At 61.7% G+C, this 18,606-nt stretch carries 21 protein-coding genes and 1 pseudogene; 16 read left to right on the top strand and 6 right to left on the bottom strand.

From position 1 onward, the window contains the following. Positions 1-171 precede the first annotated feature (171 nt). Positions 172-1,455 (top strand): Fic family protein, encoded by a 1,284-nt coding sequence (locus E3T39_RS07745; protein WP_134514133.1) that lies wholly within the window; start codon positions 172-174, stop codon positions 1,453-1,455. Positions 1,456-1,676: 221 nt separating this feature from the next. Here E3T39_RS07745 and E3T39_RS16700 read toward each other — a convergent pair whose 3' ends face one another. Continuing rightward, positions 1,677-2,162, bottom strand: coding sequence for an HXXEE domain-containing protein (locus E3T39_RS16700; RefSeq protein ID WP_166784083.1), 486 nt, complete (start codon positions 2,160-2,162; stop codon positions 1,677-1,679). A 160-nt stretch (positions 2,163-2,322) separates the two neighbouring features. Between E3T39_RS16700 and E3T39_RS07735 the strand changes: the two genes are divergently transcribed. The 4 genes and pseudogenes from E3T39_RS07735 (at position 2,323) to E3T39_RS07720 (ending at position 4,372) form a co-directional block, all read left to right on the top strand. Next, positions 2,323-2,748, top strand: coding sequence for a hypothetical protein (locus tag E3T39_RS07735; RefSeq protein WP_241979589.1), 426 nt, complete (start codon positions 2,323-2,325; stop codon positions 2,746-2,748). A 294-nt stretch (positions 2,749-3,042) separates the two neighbouring features. Beyond that, positions 3,043-3,370: pseudogene (locus tag E3T39_RS07730) on the top strand (phospho-N-acetylmuramoyl-pentapeptide-transferase); the annotation flags it as partial. Positions 3,371-3,766: 396 nt separating this feature from the next. Then, a complete protein-coding gene (locus tag E3T39_RS07725) occupies positions 3,767-3,979 on the top strand; it encodes a hypothetical protein (RefSeq protein ID WP_134514132.1) in 213 nt (70 codons plus the stop codon). Between the two features lie 81 nt (positions 3,980-4,060). Continuing rightward, the gene (locus E3T39_RS07720) at positions 4,061-4,372 is read left to right on the top strand and encodes a cytidine/deoxycytidylate deaminase family protein (protein ID WP_134514131.1); all 312 of its coding nucleotides are present in this window, start codon (positions 4,061-4,063) and stop codon (positions 4,370-4,372) included. Between the two features lie 137 nt (positions 4,373-4,509). On the opposite strand, the gene E3T39_RS07715 is transcribed toward E3T39_RS07720, so the two are convergent. Then, on the bottom strand, positions 4,510-4,965 hold the full coding sequence (locus tag E3T39_RS07715; protein ID WP_134514130.1) for a GNAT family N-acetyltransferase: 456 nt from the start codon (positions 4,963-4,965) through the stop codon (positions 4,510-4,512). 796 nt (positions 4,966-5,761) lie between these two features. On the opposite strand from E3T39_RS07715, the gene E3T39_RS07710 reads away from it, so the two are divergent. Beyond that, positions 5,762-6,331: a cysteine hydrolase family protein gene (locus E3T39_RS07710; RefSeq protein WP_241979588.1), complete on the top strand. Its 570-nt coding sequence runs from the start codon at positions 5,762-5,764 to the stop codon at positions 6,329-6,331. Positions 6,332-6,365: 34 nt separating this feature from the next. Here the strand turns inward: E3T39_RS07710 and E3T39_RS07705 are convergent, their stop codons facing one another. Together E3T39_RS07705 and E3T39_RS07700 are read right to left on the bottom strand one after the other, a co-directional pair. Next, positions 6,366-7,016, bottom strand: coding sequence for a LuxR C-terminal-related transcriptional regulator (locus E3T39_RS07705; RefSeq protein WP_241979587.1), 651 nt, complete (start codon positions 7,014-7,016; stop codon positions 6,366-6,368). A gap of 56 nt (positions 7,017-7,072) precedes the next feature. Next, on the bottom strand, positions 7,073-8,986 hold the full coding sequence (locus tag E3T39_RS07700) for a sensor histidine kinase (protein WP_134514128.1): 1,914 nt from the start codon (positions 8,984-8,986) through the stop codon (positions 7,073-7,075). Positions 8,987-9,110: 124 nt separating this feature from the next. Here E3T39_RS07700 and E3T39_RS16160 point away from each other — a divergent pair, with 124 nt between their 5' ends. Both E3T39_RS16160 and E3T39_RS07695 read left to right on the top strand, forming a co-directional pair. Continuing rightward, the gene (locus E3T39_RS16160; protein WP_166784082.1) at positions 9,111-9,254 is read left to right on the top strand and encodes a hypothetical protein; all 144 of its coding nucleotides are present in this window, start codon (positions 9,111-9,113) and stop codon (positions 9,252-9,254) included. A 310-nt stretch (positions 9,255-9,564) separates the two neighbouring features. Beyond that, positions 9,565-10,134 carry a GNAT family N-acetyltransferase gene (locus E3T39_RS07695; protein WP_134514127.1) on the top strand — a complete coding sequence of 190 codons (570 nt, stop codon included), beginning with the start codon at positions 9,565-9,567 and terminating at the stop codon, positions 10,132-10,134. A 184-nt stretch (positions 10,135-10,318) separates the two neighbouring features. On the opposite strand, the gene E3T39_RS07690 is transcribed toward E3T39_RS07695, so the two are convergent. Further along, positions 10,319-10,747, bottom strand: coding sequence for a GNAT family N-acetyltransferase (locus E3T39_RS07690; RefSeq protein WP_134514126.1), 429 nt, complete (start codon positions 10,745-10,747; stop codon positions 10,319-10,321). Between the two features lie 178 nt (positions 10,748-10,925). Between E3T39_RS07690 and E3T39_RS07685 the strand changes: the two genes are divergently transcribed. The 6 genes from E3T39_RS07685 (at position 10,926) to E3T39_RS07660 (ending at position 14,927) form a co-directional block, all read left to right on the top strand. Next, complete coding sequence (locus E3T39_RS07685) at positions 10,926-11,852, top strand: alpha/beta hydrolase (RefSeq protein WP_166784081.1); 927 nt, start codon at positions 10,926-10,928, stop codon at positions 11,850-11,852. 180 nt (positions 11,853-12,032) lie between these two features. Continuing rightward, complete coding sequence (locus E3T39_RS07680; RefSeq protein WP_134514124.1) at positions 12,033-12,569, top strand: RNA polymerase sigma factor; 537 nt, start codon at positions 12,033-12,035, stop codon at positions 12,567-12,569. 12 nt (positions 12,570-12,581) lie between these two features. Further along, positions 12,582-13,025 (top strand): hypothetical protein, encoded by a 444-nt coding sequence (locus tag E3T39_RS07675; protein ID WP_134514123.1) that lies wholly within the window; start codon positions 12,582-12,584, stop codon positions 13,023-13,025. A 140-nt stretch (positions 13,026-13,165) separates the two neighbouring features. Next, positions 13,166-13,372, top strand: coding sequence for a hypothetical protein (locus E3T39_RS07670; protein ID WP_134514122.1), 207 nt, complete (start codon positions 13,166-13,168; stop codon positions 13,370-13,372). 372 nt (positions 13,373-13,744) lie between these two features. Further along, positions 13,745-14,281 carry an RNA polymerase sigma factor gene (locus E3T39_RS07665; protein ID WP_338145265.1) on the top strand — a complete coding sequence of 179 codons (537 nt, stop codon included), beginning with the start codon at positions 13,745-13,747 and terminating at the stop codon, positions 14,279-14,281. Further along, on the top strand, positions 14,271-14,927 hold the full coding sequence (locus E3T39_RS07660) for an anti-sigma factor (protein WP_134514120.1): 657 nt from the start codon (positions 14,271-14,273) through the stop codon (positions 14,925-14,927). The genes E3T39_RS07665 and E3T39_RS07660 overlap by 11 nt, the downstream gene beginning before the upstream one ends. Positions 14,928-15,047: 120 nt before the next feature. On the opposite strand, the gene E3T39_RS07655 is transcribed toward E3T39_RS07660, so the two are convergent. After that, positions 15,048-15,695 carry a hypothetical protein gene (locus E3T39_RS07655; RefSeq protein WP_134514119.1) on the bottom strand — a complete coding sequence of 216 codons (648 nt, stop codon included), beginning with the start codon at positions 15,693-15,695 and terminating at the stop codon, positions 15,048-15,050. A gap of 282 nt (positions 15,696-15,977) precedes the next feature. Between E3T39_RS07655 and E3T39_RS07650 the strand changes: the two genes are divergently transcribed. Continuing rightward, the gene (locus E3T39_RS07650) at positions 15,978-17,162 is read left to right on the top strand and encodes a MalY/PatB family protein (RefSeq protein WP_134514118.1); all 1,185 of its coding nucleotides are present in this window, start codon (positions 15,978-15,980) and stop codon (positions 17,160-17,162) included. A 56-nt stretch (positions 17,163-17,218) separates the two neighbouring features. Then, a complete protein-coding gene (locus E3T39_RS07645; protein ID WP_134514117.1) occupies positions 17,219-18,586 on the top strand; it encodes an O-acetylhomoserine aminocarboxypropyltransferase/cysteine synthase family protein in 1,368 nt (455 codons plus the stop codon). Positions 18,587-18,606: the final 20 nt, after the last annotated feature.

Here is an 18,606-nt window from a genome sequence, read left to right as displayed (position 1 = left end):
CGAGGTCGAGGTCGACGGCGTCGAGGCGTTTCACGTAGAGGCAGGACTTGCCTCGCGTACTCGCCGACGTCCATCTGCAAAACGCACAAGCGGAAGCGCCAGCGGGCTGAATCACCTTTATTACTGATAAAGTAAATATACTCACTCAGTCATTGACGTTAGAAGTGACTCATGCCCCACTACGTTGACCTGCTTTGGAACCCGGAAGACGCTGCGCACCTCGGCCGTCAGGACAGGGCACCGGGGCGCTATCAAGCGTACGTTCCCGACGCGCTTGGCACCCCGGTGTCGCAACTCGGCCGGGAAGCGCAGCAGGCTGCGGAAGACGCCCTGGCGGTGCTCGCGCGTGCAGACGAGCGCATCGGCGCCCGCGGGGGCTACCTCAATCACCTGTTGATTCGTTCCGAGAGCATCTCGTCGTCGTGGATCGAAGGAAACAGCGTCACCCCCAAGAAGCTCGCTATCGCCGAGCTCCTTCAGCAGGGAACGCGCGTTGCGGTGGACGTCCTTGCGAACGTGCGCGCTACTGAGGCGGCGATCGCGCAGCTTGCTGATCGCGATCGCGCTGTCACCACGGCCGATATCGAGCGCCTGCAGCACATCATCGAGCCCGCGCTCAAGCTCGGGCTGAGAACTGAGCAAATCTGGGTGGGCGGGCCCGGCTGGAGCCCGCTCCGTGCAGACTTCGTACCTCCGCCAGAGACCGAGGTACCGCGCCTGGTCGATGATCTGTGCCTATTCGTGAGCGCAACAGCGGGCAATCCCATAGTGCGGGCAGCGATCGCTCATGCCCAGTTCGAAACTATCCACCCGTTCATCGACGGTAACGGTCGCACCGGACGTGCACTCATCCACACGATCCTCCGTCGAACGGATGCGCTGCGGAACGTGCTGATCCCGATTAGCACGGTGTTTGCGGGCAACAAGGATGCGTACCTCGAGGGATTGACGGCCTTCCGGGCACAGCCCTCTCGACTGGACGAGTGGATCATTGGCTTTGCCCACGCGGCTGAGCTGGCTGCCGCAAACGCAGTGCGTTTGTCTGTCGACATCGAGGCACTTGACCTGACGGTCCGCGAGGAACTCAGCCACTACCGCAGACAGCACGAGATCTCGCCGGCCGCTCCGCGCAGTGATGCTGTGATCTTGCGCATTCTGGACACTCTGGCCAGCGAGCCCGTGCTAACCATCGAAACTGTTGCTGCACGGCACAGAGTGTCCACGGCAGCGGCACATCGCGCGCTGGTACAGCTCGCCGACGCGGGCATCCTGGGGCGCAACAAGGACCAGAAGGGTCGACTGATCTGCTGGAGCGCCGACCGCCACCTCGCCCTCGTCAGCTTGACCGAACGCAGCAACCGCGTCGGAGCAGGTGACACCGGACCCGGCAAGCCGCGGCTGGGACCGCCGGTGCCAGCCATCGACCAGATAGGCGTGCTGCGCCCAAAAGATTGAGCCCACACGATCAATACTCGTCGGAATAGCAGACGTACAACAATCCATTCCAATGGTCTCGCGTCGCTCGCCTGCAAGACGCTCTTGCTCCGAGTGCCAATTGATACGTGCGCTCGTCTCTGTCCCGCTGGCTCCTACAGCCTCAACAAGTACGTCAAAAATTTGTAAGCGGACGTTCACGATGACGAAGTGAGGTTTGGCTGACGCCGGAGCCGAATTTGCTACATACGTGGGATTCGTGCCCGCGGGTAACCTGCTCCGAGGAAGAGGCGTGAAATGAAGTGCGAAAATATTGCCGCGGCGAACAGAAGCGCCCCGCCATGTACGGTGTCAGACGGCAGGAGGGGCGAGCCGCCTCGACGGAGTTCAGCCCGGGCTACTCGCGCCCCGGGAAACATCACGAGGGGTGCCGTTATGAGTCCAGCGGTGTAGCTCTTGAAGGAGATCGAAGTCGCGATGTGCGTGACCACATGAGCTTCCAAGCCCGCTAACACCGCTCGGTAGAGACGTGATCTTCCTTGGGTGCGTGCGCCGCGAACGCAGGCCGCGCCAACAAGCACTCCCATGAGCGCGATGGCGAGTACAGATTGCGACGGAGAAACTACCACCCGGTCGGTGCCCAAACGTGCGGCGAGCAGCCTGGACGTGGCCGGGAAGGTGAACACTTCTTCTACGTCGTGCACAAGCCAAGCGGCGAAGAGTGCCACCGCAGCGATTCGGGTTCTAGCTGGCTCGATCGACACAACGAAATCATATCCATCCCCGCCACCCGAACTTTGTTTGGGGTGCCTCGCAAATTTCGTGCCCGTTCGGAGCCCCGCAGGAGGTTCGACAGCCGGGACCCTGTGCGGTCGATAGGGTTGTGGAGTGGACACAATTCAACGACGGCAGTATCGGTGGGCGGCCGGGTTGCTCCTAGTCCAGGGCGTACTTATGGAGGGATTGGTCTTCATTGGCGTCGTTGTCCTCCTCGCTCTCCAGATCCCGCCAGCGTCCATAGTCGAAAATGCCGAGGTCTTCGCGCTTCCCTATTTGCAGGACAATCTCTATCTCATGATGGCTATGAGTGGGGTTTTCGCGGCTCTTCGTGTGCTCGGCGCGGTCGGGCTGTTACGGAACCGACTCTGGGGGCTCGCGCTTTCCTTGATCAACTGCATCGTGACGTTGGCGCTAATGATCTTTCTGCTTCCTGCCGGAATACTGGACGGGGTGTTATCGGGCACCGCGCTTGTGCTCTTGCTGATAGCCAGGTTTGGCCATACGCCAGATGGACAACCGAGGAAGATATTTTGATTGTCGGTCCACGCCGCTGAACTCAATGTTTCGATTGCCGAAAGTATTGAGCACACGGAGATTGACCCGCCACTTTACCGCAGGGGGTTCGGCTTACGGGCACCCTCGAGAAGGCCAAGCGCCGTCCGCCCGCCAACAGGTAAATCTCCCGGACTTGCCTGGGACGATATCGCGTCATGTGGGCAATAGTCGGCTGTAGTGCGACATATGGGCAGCCAACTGCCACACTGACGCAGTGGGACTCTACTAACGGCCAGCGGTCTCGCCCTTGCCTTTTCGCTTCTTCTAACTCCGTTGTTCGTCCGTTTGTTCAAGCGGCTTGAACTCGGCCAGTTCATCCGCCGACGGTCCGAAGTCGCATCACACCAAGCGTGGAACGCCCTCAATGGGCGGCATTGTGATCATCTTGGCGACGCTATTCGGGTTCTTCGTCGCGGTAATCGTCAGCGGCGGCGAGGGTATTTCGGCGTCTTCACTGCTCGTGCTATTCATGTTCATAGGCACGGCTGGCGTAGGGTTCGTCGACGACTTCCTCAAAGTGCATCACCAACGCAGCCTCGGGCTCGGCGGGTGGGCCAAGATCGCCGGACAGACGCTTGTCGCGTCTGTCTTTGGTCTGCTCGCCAGCTGACCTATCGCCGGCTCTAATCCGTGCCTGATTGCTCGGCCTCAGCATCGTCAATTGCAACTCGTACCGTGGGGATAAAGTGGGGTTCACCGATGACCGTTTGGCTCCACGCCCACGTGAACGGTCGAGGGCGCGGGAGGCAACCGATGGGAACCTTCCTCAGCACGTTTCTTTCCGATTCCGCTGAACTTCCGGAGCTAACGAATCGGGTTCGTTTACCCGGACCCGTGCCGCTTTCGTCGCCACTGCCAGTTGCGGATCTTGCCGCAGACAGCATCGCGGCGGCCAAGCTCATGGCCTCGTTGCTGCACCTTGTCCGCACGGGAGTGCGTAATCCCAAAGCGAGTGAAGTTCCGCAGGTGAGCATTGCGCCACAGGTAGCCTCTCCCTATGGAAGATCAGTTGACCATTTCGATCGCCACCCACGCCGACGACGCTGTCGCGGAAGAGATTCGCCGATTGCTTCCGCAGCTCTCACAGACAGCTATATTCGACAGGGAAATTCTTAATCGGATGCTGGAGAACGAGTCAGTCGATCTCTTCCTAACGCGGCTCGCTGGCCCGCAAGGAGCTGCGGTTGGACACCCGCACCGACCTAATTGAGGCGCGCGACCTCCACGCGTCTCTCGGCTTCATAGAAGGGGATGCGCACAACGCGGACCAGTACGCGACGAGGACGGGCGCATGTTCGCCGGGGTCAACACGTTCCACTTCACGGGCGGACCGTGCGCCGAACTGGTCGCGCTCGGCGCGGCTCGTGCGAACAGGGGGCGAGGCATTACGACCATCGTCGCTGTTGGCAATCACGGGCGCGGTGTTGTCGGCCCGTGCGGGCGGGACCGGCAGGTTCTTTTCGATTATTACCCGGGTACCCGGGTGCTGCTCCCGTCTATTGAGGGAGTGCGCGTCGTCGCCATCGAGACCCTGATGCCGTTTGCCGCCACGTGGAGCATGGCGGGTGGCGTTCAGCAATTCGACGACGAGCGTTTTCGTTGACGACGGGTGCGAACAAAAGGGGTGACTCCTAGATGCCTGTAGCGTCGACCGTGATCTGCTTTTTTGGAGCACGACAAAGCCTTTTCGTAGGGGGTTCCCCTTACAGGCGTTCCTAGAATTGCGTAGGGCGGATCTCTCTAGAGAAGTCGGCTCCACGCCACTTCGCGTTGGAGCTGCCCGGATTCTGTGAAGAGCTGCACCTGATGCGTCGACGCGAGAGCGATCGCGAGTTCGCTCCTGTCCGCCGAGACGAATCCGACTTTTTGCCAGAACGGTCCGGATCGTCGACTGAAGAGCCAGGCTCGAGTTGCTCCGGATTCGGCGGCTCGGTCGAGCGCGAAGCGTGCCAATTGGAGGCCCACGCCTAGACCTCGGAGTGCCGGAGCGACGGCAACGCTGCGAATGAGAACGTGTTCGTTGTCGTCGCTGCGCTCGTAGCCCGTGCTGGCAACGATGCGTCCGGTTTCGGCGTCGCGTGCCGTCCACAGTCGCACAGTGGGGGAATCGAGTCCGCTGAGCGTCAGGTCAGCAACGCGAAGGAACGCGGTGACTGCGTCGAGATCTTGGGGCGTCGTGAGTGTCAAATGGAGCATTCGCTCCAGAATATAGCCCGCGTAGAACGCCTGAGAAGGGTTCCGTTTCCGGGCCACTCAAATCATGAGAATTCGCGATCGAGCACGCTACGAGTCAAGCTGCCACCGGATGGCGCGACATCGTCGCAATGCAAAAAGCTCTGCCGCGGATGCCTAGGACCGACTCACGAAGGCCCCCAAGCGATCAGACCTCAACTGCCACCAGCTCAAGGGCCAATTGCAACTGTTGTTCGCGACGGCATCACCCACGATCAATGGCAATACGAACTCTCCGGTGGGGCACGCATCTGGTTCTACATTGATGGCAAAACCCGTCCCGTCTGAGGTTCCGCTTACGAAGTTTCCATCAAGAGTTTGGGTGGTCCGGTCAGGGAGACCCGGCATGGGTGCCACGGGGGGCGTTGCGGCCCCTGCAGTAATCGTTTGCGGTCTCGCGCTAGGGTTCACGAATGGGGAATCGTCTGTCGTTGCCGGTTGGGTCAGTCTGCCTGGCGTTGAGAACGTGACGTCGCTCGACCAGATCTCGATGCCTGTCCACTCGGTCGATAGTACGATCCAGGGCCCGCACGGCTCCGTACCGGTGCGCTGGTACTCACCGCCTACCGGCACTGCGCATCTGAGATCTGCAACGATCGTGTGGATTCACGGAGGCGGGTTTTTCAAGGGCAACCTCGACCAGCCGGAATCGCATGACGTCGCGCGAACGCTGGCGGCAGCGGGAAGTCTCGGTCCTACCTGGCGTCGCGGGATCAACCATTTTGGTCATTGATCTGAAAATTAATAAGGAGCCTAAATCTTGATCCAACTACCCTCGATCGATGATCACACCGCCCTGATCGTCGTTGACGCTCAGCAAGGATTTGACCAAGTCAAATGGTGGGGACCCCGAAACAACGCGGACTGTGATCAGAACATCGCAGCGTTAGTGAACGAGTGGCACAGGCTTTCGCGACCGGTTGTCTTCGTGCAGCATAATTCCTCCAATCCGCTCTCCCCGCTGCACCCCAGCAACCCCGGCCATGCCTTGAAAAGCTACATGTCTGGCACTCCGGATCTATTGGTCCAGAAAACGGTCAACTCAAGTTTTCACGGCACCCCCGATCTTGACTTCTGGCTTCGAGAAAACGCTATCTCTACCATTGTGATCTGCGGTATCACCACCAATCACTGCTGCGAAACAACAGCACGCATTGGCGGAAACCTGGGATACACCGTCTACTTTGCCGTAGATGCAACTCACACGTTTGACAGGACAGACCTCGAAGGTGGAATGATCAGTGCGGCGGAACTTTCCCGAGTAACCGCGATCAATCTTCACGACGAGTTCGCCACCGTCGTCCTCTCGCACGAACTTCTCAACCGCTGAAAGCGTCCCGTAGGGGGTTCTGCGAGTAGGCGACTCAGCGCAGCAGCCCGTTCTCGTAGGCGTGCGCGACGATCTGCACGCGTGAGGTGAGTGACAGTTTCGCCAGGATGCTGCGGATGTGGCTCTTGACCGTCGCCTCGCTGATATAGGCGGTCTGGGCGATGTCCGCGTTGCTGAGGCCGCGCGCTGCGAGCAGGAAGACCTCTTTCTCGCGTGCGGAGAGCGCTGAGATTGATTCTGCGGTTGGCTCCCTGTGTTTCTGGGACGTCTGCGCCCGGATAATGTCGGCTGTGTCGGTAGGCGCGATCACGGAGTGCCCGGCGTAGACCGTGCGGATCGAAGCGAGTACGAACTCAGGCGTGGTGTCCTTCATTATGAAACCGTCTGCGCCCGCGTGGATTGCGCGAACGACCGCTTCATCGCGTTGGAACGTCGTGAGCATGATTACCTTTGGCTGCGCGTCGAGAACGGTGGCACAGTCATCGGCGTCGCATTCACCGCTGTCACTGTCGGGTTTGTCTGTGGCGCCCAGGATGCGCGCAGTCGCCTCAATGCCGTCGAGCAACGGCATCCGGATGTCCATCAACATGACGTCCGGGCGCGCCTGGCGAGCGAGGACGATAGCGGCTTCTCCGTCGTAAGCGGCACCGACGAACTGCAGGTCGGGCTGTGACTCGATGAGCATCTGGATCCCAGAACAGAACAGTTGCTGGTCATCGGCAATCGCAACTCGGATGGCTCTCACCGCGAGCCTGCTTCTGCTGCCAGGAGGGTGGCTTCCGGCGCCTCGGTTGTCTGTTCGACAACGCACGCCGTCGGCACGAATGCAGTGACCAGGAAGCCGCCCGGTGCTTCATCGTCCACGTCCGCGGTCAGCCAGCCGCCGGCCAGACGTGCGCGTTCGCGCATCCCATAGATCCCGCGGCCGTGCCCGTGCCCGCGCACGTTCGAGTCTGGGTGTTGCCGGGGCTTCCCGATAGAGGCGACCGTCAAGGCAAGTCCTGGTCCGCGCCAGTCGAGCGTGAGCCGAGCAGCGGACTGGGCTCCTGCGTGTTTGAGTGCGTTCGTCAGGCTCTCCTGCACGATGCGGTACACCGCCAGTTGCTGTCCAGACGTGAGCACGGTGGGGTCGCCGAAGCGGTCGACGGTGATGGTGAGGCCGGCCCCGCGCATCCGCTGTACGAGTTCGTCCAGGTTCTCGAGGTTGGGATTCGAGTGGCCGTCAGGATCTTCGACAAGTGACTCGATCAGCATTCGCACCTCGGCCAGCGACGTGCGGGCGGATGCAGCGATTCGTTCCAGGGATTCGCTGATCGCATCCGGCCGTTGCGGGCCGATGAAACGTGCGCCGTCGGCTTGCGCGATGATTACGGCCAGAGAATGCGCCATGATGTCGTGCACGTCCTGGGCGATACGGTCGCGCTCGCTCGCGACGATCAAGTCGATCTCGGCCGAGCGGAGTTCGTCGACGGTTGCACCGAGCTTCGCGTCGGCGGCTCGATTCAACTGCGATGCACGAAGGCCAAAACCGATGAACCAGGCGGCTGCCGCAAGGAGTAGACCGACCACGAGGACACCGGCGAAGCTTTCGATGACGTTGTCGCCTGAATTTCGAGCGCCGACCCATGACGTCCAGCCGTAGCCGTCGGACAGCGCGGGAACAGTCATCAGCGTCGTAATCACGACGACATACACGGCCGTGATCGGCAGAGACAGCCAGCGGATGCGCCGATCCGCGGTCGCACTCACGATCAAGCAGGTGACGAGAACGGCGAAGTACACGGGCCAGGTCGTCGAACTGAACCGGGTGGGAATACCGAAGAGTTGAATCGCAAGCACGACGCCAGGCAGCGCGACCGCAACCCGGGGAGAGGTTCGGGCGACGGCGATCGACGCAGCGAGAAGGCCAAGTGTGAAGGGAAACGACGGCCATGGCGAACCGCCGGAACGACCGGCTTCCGCGATAATCCACAACACGTAGAACGCGACGGCGATGGCTGGCTCTAGCACCGGGCGCAGCGGAAGCAGCACCCGTTGGGCGATGCTGATAATCGGCGACGTAGCGTCATCCCAGCCCGACCGCAGCGCGGAGCTCACCAAGCGGAGCCGAAACCCGAGGTACCAGAACCCGAACGTGATCAGCGCGGCCACGCCGCTACAAACGAGGAGATCCGGGATCGAGGCAACAGATGACAGATGCTTTCCGTTGATCAAACCATCGATGCTGGTTGCGCTGAAGCGGGGAAGGACCAGCAGAGCCGAGACCACGACCGCGTAGAGGACCAAGACGAACGGCGCAACCATGCGCATCCGCCTGGCTGCATAGAACCCGACGAGTGTGGCGAAGACGAGCAGCATAAAATACGCCGACCAACTGAGCGCGCTGAACCGAGCAGGCCAAAAGAGCAGCTGAGCCGCCAGAAGCACGCCAACCAGGACGAGCGAGGTGCCGGTTGCAACGCGGGAGAGCGCGATGGCGGCCGCGAAGCCGACCACGAGCGCGAACGCGTATGGAGTTGTAGACCAGATCATTTCTCCGCGCAACGGGACGAAGCTCACCAAGTGTGTGCTGAAACCGACAGCCCAGATCAACACGAGAACGCTGCCGATTAGCGGCTCGACGAGCCAACGATGATTATTAGAAGCAGGATGCATACTTCAACGCTAGAACCCGCTACGTGGCGTGAGTGGCAAATTGCTGCAAATTCCTCCCAAAGGATGAGTGGATCTAACCCGTAGGCTGACGACAGAACCAGGCCCCGGCTGTTTAGCTGGGGGCATGAAAAGAGAAAACACCACGCCAGCCTTTGGCGCCATCGACCCCGCGGCCATCGCGCTCATCGGCACCTACGCCATCGATCTGACGGAAACGACGCACTCGAATATCGCGGTACCCGACAGGTTGCCAACCACTGTTTCCTGAGCTGACCTTTGCACTTACGCCTGCGCAGACAGCAATGTCGCACGCGATACGCCGTTCGGGACTCTCCCGGCGCTTCTCAACGCAGTCATCGACAGGACCGCGCCGGTGCGCTCTGGGTCGCTGACGCCAACCCACGCGCGCAAGCCTTCTACCGAAGCATGGCTTTTTCGCCGACGGTGCGGTTTAAACCGACGACCGTGTGCGGGAGCTTCGAATGGTCCGAGCGACCAACGCAGGAGACGCCCGCTAAAGATTCCACTTCCGGACCGTGATTTACGCGGCAATTTCGGCCAACCGATAGCTTGAACGTATGAATAAGGTAGAACTGCGCACGGACCGACTCATCCTGAGGGCTCCGTCGCTCATGGACGTTGACGCCATCACTGCTGCTTGTCAGGATCCGGAGATTCAGCGGCGAGTGCCGATCCCGGTTCCGTATACGCGGACGGAGGCTGAAGGGTACGTCACCGCCTACTCCGACTTCGGTTGGGCAAGCGGTAAGAGTTGCACGTGGGCCATCACGATCGCCGATGAATTCGCGGGCGCAATCAGCCTCGACAGCGTCGGTTCTGACCAAGCGACGATCGGCTACTGGATGGCAGCCCCGTTTCGCGGTCGCGGCCTGCTCACCGAGGCTGCTCAAGCTGTCGTCGAGTTCGGATTCGACAGCTCGCCCGAAGGACTGGGCCTGGTTCGCATCGAGTGGCATGCCTATGCGGGCAATGTCGCATCCGCTCGCGTTGCCCGTCGTGTCGGTTTTCAATTCGAGGGGACACTCCGGCTCGGTGCTATGGGACGGCATGCCAGAGAAGACGATTGGGTTGCGGGCATCCTCGTTGGAGACCGGCAGAAATCACCGGTCTGGACGATCCTTTCTTGACCGCGTTCTGTCCCGCACGACGTTCGGCTTGCTGGCACTGCTTTGAGAGTGGGTGGGGAGTGATAGGGCGTGGGCCGGAAACCACGTCGACAAGTTCGACATAGCGCTCAGAAAAGACCAGTTCCTGGGATTCGTTGACGCCGGCAGAGGAATCCATGCTTGCGCCGGGCTATCGTGGGCGCTCTTAGCTCCCGATTTGGACGAAAGCACGCAAGGGCGTTGGGCTGAAGTCGTGCCCTTCGATGAAACCCATGGATTCGTAAAATGCCCGTTGGCCCGGTTCGTCATCGGTCAGTAGCACCTTTTGTCGAACGTGAACGTAGTGCTCGATGACGTTATCGACCAAAGCTCTGCCGAGGCCGTTTCGCTGATGACCAGGGTTAACGAGGATGTCTTGGAGGTAACAGATGGTGACGTCATCGGAGATTGCGCGGGCCAGGCCCACCAGCGCTCCGGTCGAGTCCCTCGCTGTTACGACGTAGGACGACTGCTCCACCGCGCGGACAAGAGCATCGGGGTCGCTCGCGTACGCTGACCACCCGACGCTTGCGTAGAGACCAACGAGGTCGGTTCGCACTACGTGCTTCGACTCGGAAAACGTGAAGAGAGACATGCTGTCATGGTCTCACGCGCCGGCACGGGATTTCACGGGCGTCTCCCTACCGGAACGGAGCACGCAGTCCCCATCAAGAGTTTGGGTGGTCCGGTCAGTTTGCGGTCTCGCGCTAGGGTTCACGAATGGGGAATCGTCTGTCGTTGCCGGTTGGGTCAGTCTGCCTGGCGTTGAGAACGTGACGCCGCTCGACCAGATCTCGATGGCTGTCCACTCGGTCGATAGTACGATCCAGGGCCCGCACGGCTCCATACCGGTGCGCTGGTACTCACCGCCTACCGGCACTGCGCATCTGAGATCTGCAACGATCGTGTGGATTCACGGAGGCGGGTTTTTCAAGGGCAACCTCGACCAGCCGGAATCGCATGACGTCGCGCGAACGCTGGCGGCAGCGGGATTCACTGTCGTCACCGTTGGCTATCGACTCGCGACATTCTCGAGGTTTCGTCGGTCGCCGCGTGGGATTGGATGGAGCCCAGCCGTTCACTATCCGATACCGGTTGACGATGTTGTGGCCGTGGTCCGGGAGGTGCAGCGCGAGGCACCCAACGGGGTCATCCTGGGTGGTGCCAGCGCCGGAGCATGCTTATCAGCCGGTGCGGTCCTGCGGATGGCGGACGAAAAAAATGACCCTCTCGTCGGCGTTTTCTTCGCTTACGGGTTTTTCCATGCGGCGCTGCCGAAACGGTCACCCGATTTGCGCGGCCGTCTTCGTGGTCGGCGCCGTTTCGTGCACACGCCGATGCTTCTCAACTTGACGAATCTCCACTACGCAGGGACGCGAACCGCCATGGCGGAACGTCACGCATTTGCCGGCGGCCACGCCCTGCACGAGTTTCCTCCGACGCTCATGATCGACTCTGATCGGGACTCGATGCGCTCATCGGGCGGCTTATTCGCCGAGGAACTGTCTGCAGCAGGGGTCGTGGTCGATTACCACGTGTTGCCCGGGACCTTCCACGCTTTCCTCAATCGTCCGCACGAATCGGATTTCACCGAGGGTATGCGTCTGATCATCGACTGGGCTGGCAAGCAGAGGGGAAGCACGTCTCACCTGAGGGTTCCGCTCGCGGACCGACAGCCAGGTTCGACGTCGGTGGGATGAGTGTGAACCGCAGCACTAAATGACGGTCTTGAGGCAGTGTTACTTGGCACGGCGGCATGGCCTCGATCGAGCTATCGGGACGAAACTGAGCCAGCTCAACGAGCCGCCGCTGATGAAATAGAAGTCGACCGCGTGTCACAAACCTGTGTTCGGCTGACACTGTGTAGGTGGAGGTCCACCTTGAATTCAGATTCTGACCATGAGCTCGTGACGAGCCTTAACCGCGGCGACAAAGCCGCCTTCTCCGAGCTCATGACGCGGCACGGACCGGCTGTATACCGGTTTGCTTGGGCGTTGGCGGACGAAGCGCACCAAGCCGACGATCTTCTACAGGAGACCTTCCTGGTGATGTGGAAGCGACGACACAAGATCGTGCTGGCAAGTGAGTCACTGCTCCCCTGGCTGCTCACTACTTGCCGGTTCACGGCGTACAACTCGAACAGGAACTCCCGTGCTCGCCGCACGCTTCCACTCGACGCCGCGGAGACTGCCACAAGCACGGGTGCTCCGGCGTCAGCAATCGACGAGCTGAACTGGGTAAGGGAAGAGATTGGCGCGCTCGGCCCGATCGATAGGCAGTTGATTGAACGATGTCTCGTCGAAGGAGAGAGCTACGCCGCTGCCGCGGCGGCCCTCGGAATGTCGCCCGCGGCCGCGCGCAAGCGCATCCAGCGCACCCGCATCCACTTGGGTGCAGCACGAATCGAAAACCAGTAAAAGGAGCACGGCATGAACATCGCACCCCCCACCCACGCACAGATTGAATCGACCGTCGCAACCGCTGAACGTAGTGTGCGCCGCACCATCGAACGTCGCCGGAACATGGCTCGCGTCGGAATCGGAGCCGGAGCCCTGATGGTTCTCGGCATTGCCGGCAACGGAGCTGCTACGGCCTTTTTCCCCCAGTATGTCGACCTCGAAGGCGTTGTGAAGACGGTCTACGTCGAGGACTTCGCCGATTGCATCCAGGCAGCTGGATGGGACGCCCAAATTCTTAGCCCCGCCGAAGGGGCTCCCATCATCGAGAGTTGGGGCTTCGATACTTCTACTCACACCGTCGTGTCCAGTCACCTCCTTCAAGACACCCAGGGTGAAGCCGGCCGCGCGATCTCGTTGTGCCAGGAGGAAATATCTGCCGACGTAGGGGAATCGATCATGGGCATTTCAAACTGATCCGTATCCCCGCACCGTGGACTCAGCTTCGACAGTTTGGCGGGTGGCTCGATACCCGCCAATTACTCATGCGGTGATATGTAGCAGTGGGTGACGCATGTTGGAGCCTCGTCGTCGCGTGGCTCCTGCTCGGCGAATTCATGGCTCCCATCGCAGCGATTTTCGCTTGGGCGGTCGTGCCCGCGGTTATCCTCGCGATTGCGCTGCGCTCTAAAAAATCTAGCTCGGGAATCGATCTGTCTTACCGCGTCTACTTATGGGGATATCCGATCCAGCAGCTTGTTATCCAAATGAATCCAGATCTTCCGGTCGCGATTTCGGTCGTAGTGACGTTCTGTGTCGTCTGAATGCGGCATTTCTTACGGACAGCTCCACAAGGCGCCTGATTGGCGTACAGTCTCGGCAACATAAGCTCTACTGGCTGGGCTTCGATCGGACGTTATGTTGGCCTTGACTTTCGGCGCCGTGTTAGTCGGTGCAGGTCTTGTGGCTTCGACGCGTTCGGGGATCTTCGAGGCCAGGGCCGGTGGTGGCCGACAAATCCCGCTATCGAGAAACAGCCTAGAATGCCGACGCACGCTGGCCGGCATGCTGATGCACGTCGTTGCGGGGCTCCTCGTCGGCATTGGGGCCACCTTCTGCGATGGCGGAGCCCGGTTTGTGACAAACCCCCGTGGGTCGTCATGTCTAAGGAGTGAGCGTTGAGTGAGGAAGACGATGTGCGGTCACTTGTGAGCCGCGCTGTGGATTGTGACCCCGACGCTTGGGAGGAGATATACCGACGATCGCATGGGCGACTTTTTTCCTACGCCAGGCGACGGACGTTCTCTGTGCACTCGGCAGAGGATGCTGTGAGTGAAACCATAGTTCGGGCGATGGAGCAGATCGACCGCTTCAGCTGGAGCGGTGCGGGTTTCGACGCGTGGCTGTTCGGCATCATGCGCAATGTGGTTTTCGAGGGTTACCGTGCCGACGCGAAGGCCCGTCGCGATCGATACTTCGTGCCGGATGATAGCGTGCGGCTTGACCCACTCGAGACGGTGGTTGCACTCAATGATGCCGACCGAGTGCGCAGGGCTTTCTCTCAGCTTTCGGCGAGTGAACAGGAAGTGCTCGAACTGAGAGTTGTCGCTGAACTGACATCGGATGGCGCTGCCGAGGTGTTGGGAAAGAAACCAGGTGCGGTGCGCATGGCTCAGGCTCGCGCCCTCGATAGGCTTAGGACTTTTATGACGGAGGTGGACCGTGGCGACTGACGACGAACTGATCGACCGGCTCCGTCGGGCCCTGGACGGTGGCTTACGGCCCGAACCCCGGGCAGCGGATGTCGCACGGGTCCGCGCTGTCGCCGCCACGCGCATGGCCGAGATGACCTCCTCCGGCGCCGACGCTGTTCACGAGGCCGAACCCGCTCGCGCGGTCACTCCGCTGCGCTCACGTCGGATTCTGCAGATCGTGGCGGTCGCCGCCAGCCTGGGGGTGGGCTTCGCGGTCGGCGCGCAGGTTCAGTCCGCCGTCATTGGCGATGCGGCCTCCCGGGCGGGCGTGGTCGAGTTCGCCCAATCCATCACCGCAGCCGGCAGCGGCAGGGTCAACGTCGAAGGGCGTCTGGTCGGCATCGGCCGCATCGTCGACCTTTCCTCGAGTGATCTCCCGATCCTGCCCAAGGGCGAGTTTTATGAGGTCTGGTTCGTCGGCCCCGGCGACACCCCCGAGTCACAAAATCGCATCTCGGCCGGCACCTTTCATCCTGACACGGAGGGGAAAACGGATGTCGCGTTGACGGCGGCCGTCGACCCCCGGCTATATCCAATCCTCGTCATTACAGCGGAGCCGGGCGACGGGAACCCACGTCCGTCCGACACGGAAATTCTTCGGGGAGAGCTCGACGTCATCGACTGACCGTTTAGGGCGTGCAATGAGTGGAAGGGCGGGAAGTGCGTTGCGCACTTCCCGCCCTGATTCCCAAGTGTCAACGTGGCCGCGGATGTAGCGGCTGCGCAGGCAGCATCCCGGGTGGTATTACCAGCGTCCGTCGTATCCGCCGCCGCTGAAACTTCCCTTGCCGTCGGCGCTCCAGTCGATGCGGATACTGCTCTTGTTCCACTCATCGGAGCATCCGTCGGCGTCCTTGTCGGAGCACCAGGTTACGTACTGGGTTCCTACCATGCCCGTGTTGTTCAGCCGGGCGTGGAATTCGAAGTCACCGGCCGTGCCCTTGGTCTGGTATCCGGACTGGAAGCACAGGTCAGCGCGCCCGTCCCCGTTCTTGTCCCGCAGGCTCGCTGTCTTGGGTCCGGCGTTATCGGGGTCGGGACACGCGGAGATGACGCCAACGCCCCGCGACTCGAAGCTCGCCGGGCCGTCGAGCTTCTTGCCATTGCGGTCGAGGAAGCATGCGTCGTTATGAACGTTCTTCGTGGCCGTTCCGGCAGGGCTGAACATCTGCATGTCGTACCGGTCGGCGCGGAAGCAACTCGAGTTCGGGTCAACGTCGTTGTTCGCTGTCGCGGCGCCCGTGTCGGGGTTGATGTAGGAACTCGCCTTCCCATCGCTCGAACTGTAGCTACCACCGCCCCAGCCGTCATAAGCGCTGGCTGCGCTGACCGGACCGGCGAGGAGCACTGCGGCGGTGAGGCCGACCAGCAGGCGTCGTGTTGTGTGTCGCATTGTGAATACCTTCCATTCGTTAGGGGGTTGGTGTCACCACGCGAATCGGCGTCAAGACGCGTGCACTGTAGTTATGACGATCTCCGCGCTCGTGTCACAAACTCGGATATTGGCGCCCAGTTCTCCGGTGACCGCGCCGAGGACGTAAAGCCCAGCCAGGTGGAGGCGTGATGGTTACGGCGGCAGTGGTCGAAGGGCGCCGGGATTCCGTACGCGTGGCTCATGTGTCGAATGTTTACGTGCCTGTTCGCTTATTGGCGACGGCAGGAACAAGCTGTCGTCATGTCAGTCATCAAGGTCGCACCGCTGGAGCATATCCGGCGCGAGCGCAGCAGCATCAAGTGGACTCGGTTTCCCGCCGACGTACTTCCCTTGTTTGTTGCCGAGATGGACTACCCCCTCGCTCCCGAAATCGTCGCCACCCTCGTGGAGCGGGTTCAGGCTTCCGACACCGGTTACCTTGACGGTCCGGGCCCGCTAGCTCCGGCCTTTGCCGCATTTGCTCTGAATCGCTGGGGCTGGACCGTCGACCCCAGCCACGTGCACCTGGCGACCGACGTGAGCGTCGGCATCGTTGAGGCCCTTCGCCTGGCTGTTCCGCACGGAGGCCGAGTTGCGATCACCCCGCCCGTCTACCCGCCCTTCTACGAACTCGTGGAGGAGGCTGCGGCATCCGTTGTGGAAACGCCGCTGCTCGAACAGGGTGATAGCTGGGTGCTCGACCTCGAGGCGCTCGAAATCAGCTTCGCGAGCGGCGTCGACGCTTTTCTGCTGTGCAACCCGCACAACCCGCACGGCATTGTGTGGCGCCGCGAGACGCTCGAAACGCTTGCCCGCCTGGCCGCGCAGTACGACGTGTTTGTCATCTCCGACGAGATCCACGCGCCGCTCACCTACCCGGGCGTCACATTCACGCCGTTCGCCCCGCTGGCCCTGGCCGCCGGCGCCCGCGCGGTCACCGTGACCTCGGCGAGCAAGGGCTGGAATGTGGCCGGGCTCAAGTGTGCGCTCGTCATCGCCGCGGATGACGCCACCAATGACCTGCTGAACCGGCTGCCCGAAGAGGTCGCCTGTCGCACCAGCATCCTGGGCCTGCACGCCAACATCACCGCGTTCGGTTGTACCGAGTGGCTCGACAATGCCATCGATCAAATTGTCGCCAACGATTTTCTGCTTGCTGAACTACTGCGTGAATATCTGCCCGCCGTGATTTACCACCGACCGCGCGCCAGCTACCTGGCCTGGCTGGATCTGCGCCACCTCGGCCTCGGGGACTGCCCGTACCAGCGCATTCTCGACGATGCCCGGGTCGCCCTCAATAACGGTGAGTGCTTCGGCCTCGGCGGCCAAGGGTTTGCCCGTCTCAACCTGGCCTGCTCGCCCGACACCCTGCGCGAGGCCGTCGCCCGCATCGCGGCGCTCGTTGCACGTGTTGCCGCCGCTCCCCCGACAGTCACGGCCGCCTAGTGCCCGCCACAACGGATGCCCCGCTCCAGACCGACACCGACGCAACAGGAAGTTACATGGCCACGCCCGCACCAGCATCCGCTTCGCTACTGAATTCTGACGCCACCGAGGTGGTCGCGCCGATCACCGACTGGGACGGCTTCAGCTTCGACACCCGCCAGGTGCACGTCGGAGAATACGTCGACGAGAACCGCGGCGCACGCATTCCGCCGCTCACCCTGAGTGCCGGCTACGTCTTCGACTCCTTCGACGACGGCGCTGCCCGCTTCAACGGAGGTTCGCGCGAACCCATCTACTCTCGGCAGGGCAACCCCACCAACGCGGTCGCCGAACAGCGCCTCGCCTCACTCGAAGGCGGCACCGCCTGCGTCGCCGTGTCGAGCGGGCAGGCCGCAATCAGCGCCGCGCTGTTTGCCCTGGCCGAATCGGGTGAGCACATCGTGTCGACGGCGAGCATTTACGGCGGCACCCGCATTCTGCTCGGCCGCAGCTTTCGGCGCATGGGCATCGAGGTCGATTACGTCTGGGACACCGACTCCGATGCCGCCTGGGACGCGGTAATTCGGCCGGAGACCAAGGCGATCTTCACCGAAACCATTCCAAACCCGCGCAATGACGTCGTCGATATTGCCCGCATTGCCGCCGTCGCCCGCCGCCACGGCATTCCGCTCGTCGTCGACAACACCGTCGCCACGCCCCACCTCATTCGCCCATTCGAGCACGGCGCCGACATCGTCGTGCACTCCACCACCAAGTTTCTCAGCGGCCACGGCGCCGGGGTATCGGGCGCGATCGTTGACGGTGGCACCTTCGACTGGGCAGCGAGCTCCCGCCGCTACCCGCTGCTGACCGATTCGTTGCGCCCCGGCCTGCCGTCACTGCTCGACCGGTTCGGCCCGGCCGCCTACGCCCAGTACGTGCGCGAGGCCGTCGTCAACGATGTCGGCCCGTCGCTGTCGCCGTTCAACGGATTTCTGTTGCACCAGGGCATCGAAACCCTGTCGCTGCGCATGGAGCGCCACGTCGACAACTCGATCGCCATCGCGCACTGGCTCGAGGAGCAGCCCGAGGTCGAGGTCGTCGACTACGCCGGCCTGCCGAGCAGCCCGCTGCACGCGATCGCACAAAAGTACTACAACGGCCGGACCGGATCGGTGTTCGCCGTCACCGTCAAGGGCGGTACCGAGGGTGCCCGAGCGTTCACGAACGGTCTGCGGGTGTTCAGCCGCATGACCGGAATCGGCGATACCCGCTCGATGGTGCTGCATCCGCTCACCACCACCCACGCGTCGTTCGCCCCCGATTTGAACGCACGACTCGGCATTACCGCCGGAATGCTGCGCCTGTCGGTCGGCATCGAATCCCTCGATGACCTTCTGCTCGACCTCCGCGGGGGACTCGACCGAGTCGCCGGCATCCTCTAAACGCTAGGTACTCTGGATTC

It is taken from the genome of Cryobacterium suzukii (genome assembly GCF_004403185.1).
GTDB lineage: Bacteria > Actinomycetota > Actinomycetes > Actinomycetales > Microbacteriaceae > Cryobacterium > Cryobacterium suzukii.
Note: the sequence above shows the minus strand (reverse complement) of the source record. Positions and strands in the feature narration are given on the sequence as shown.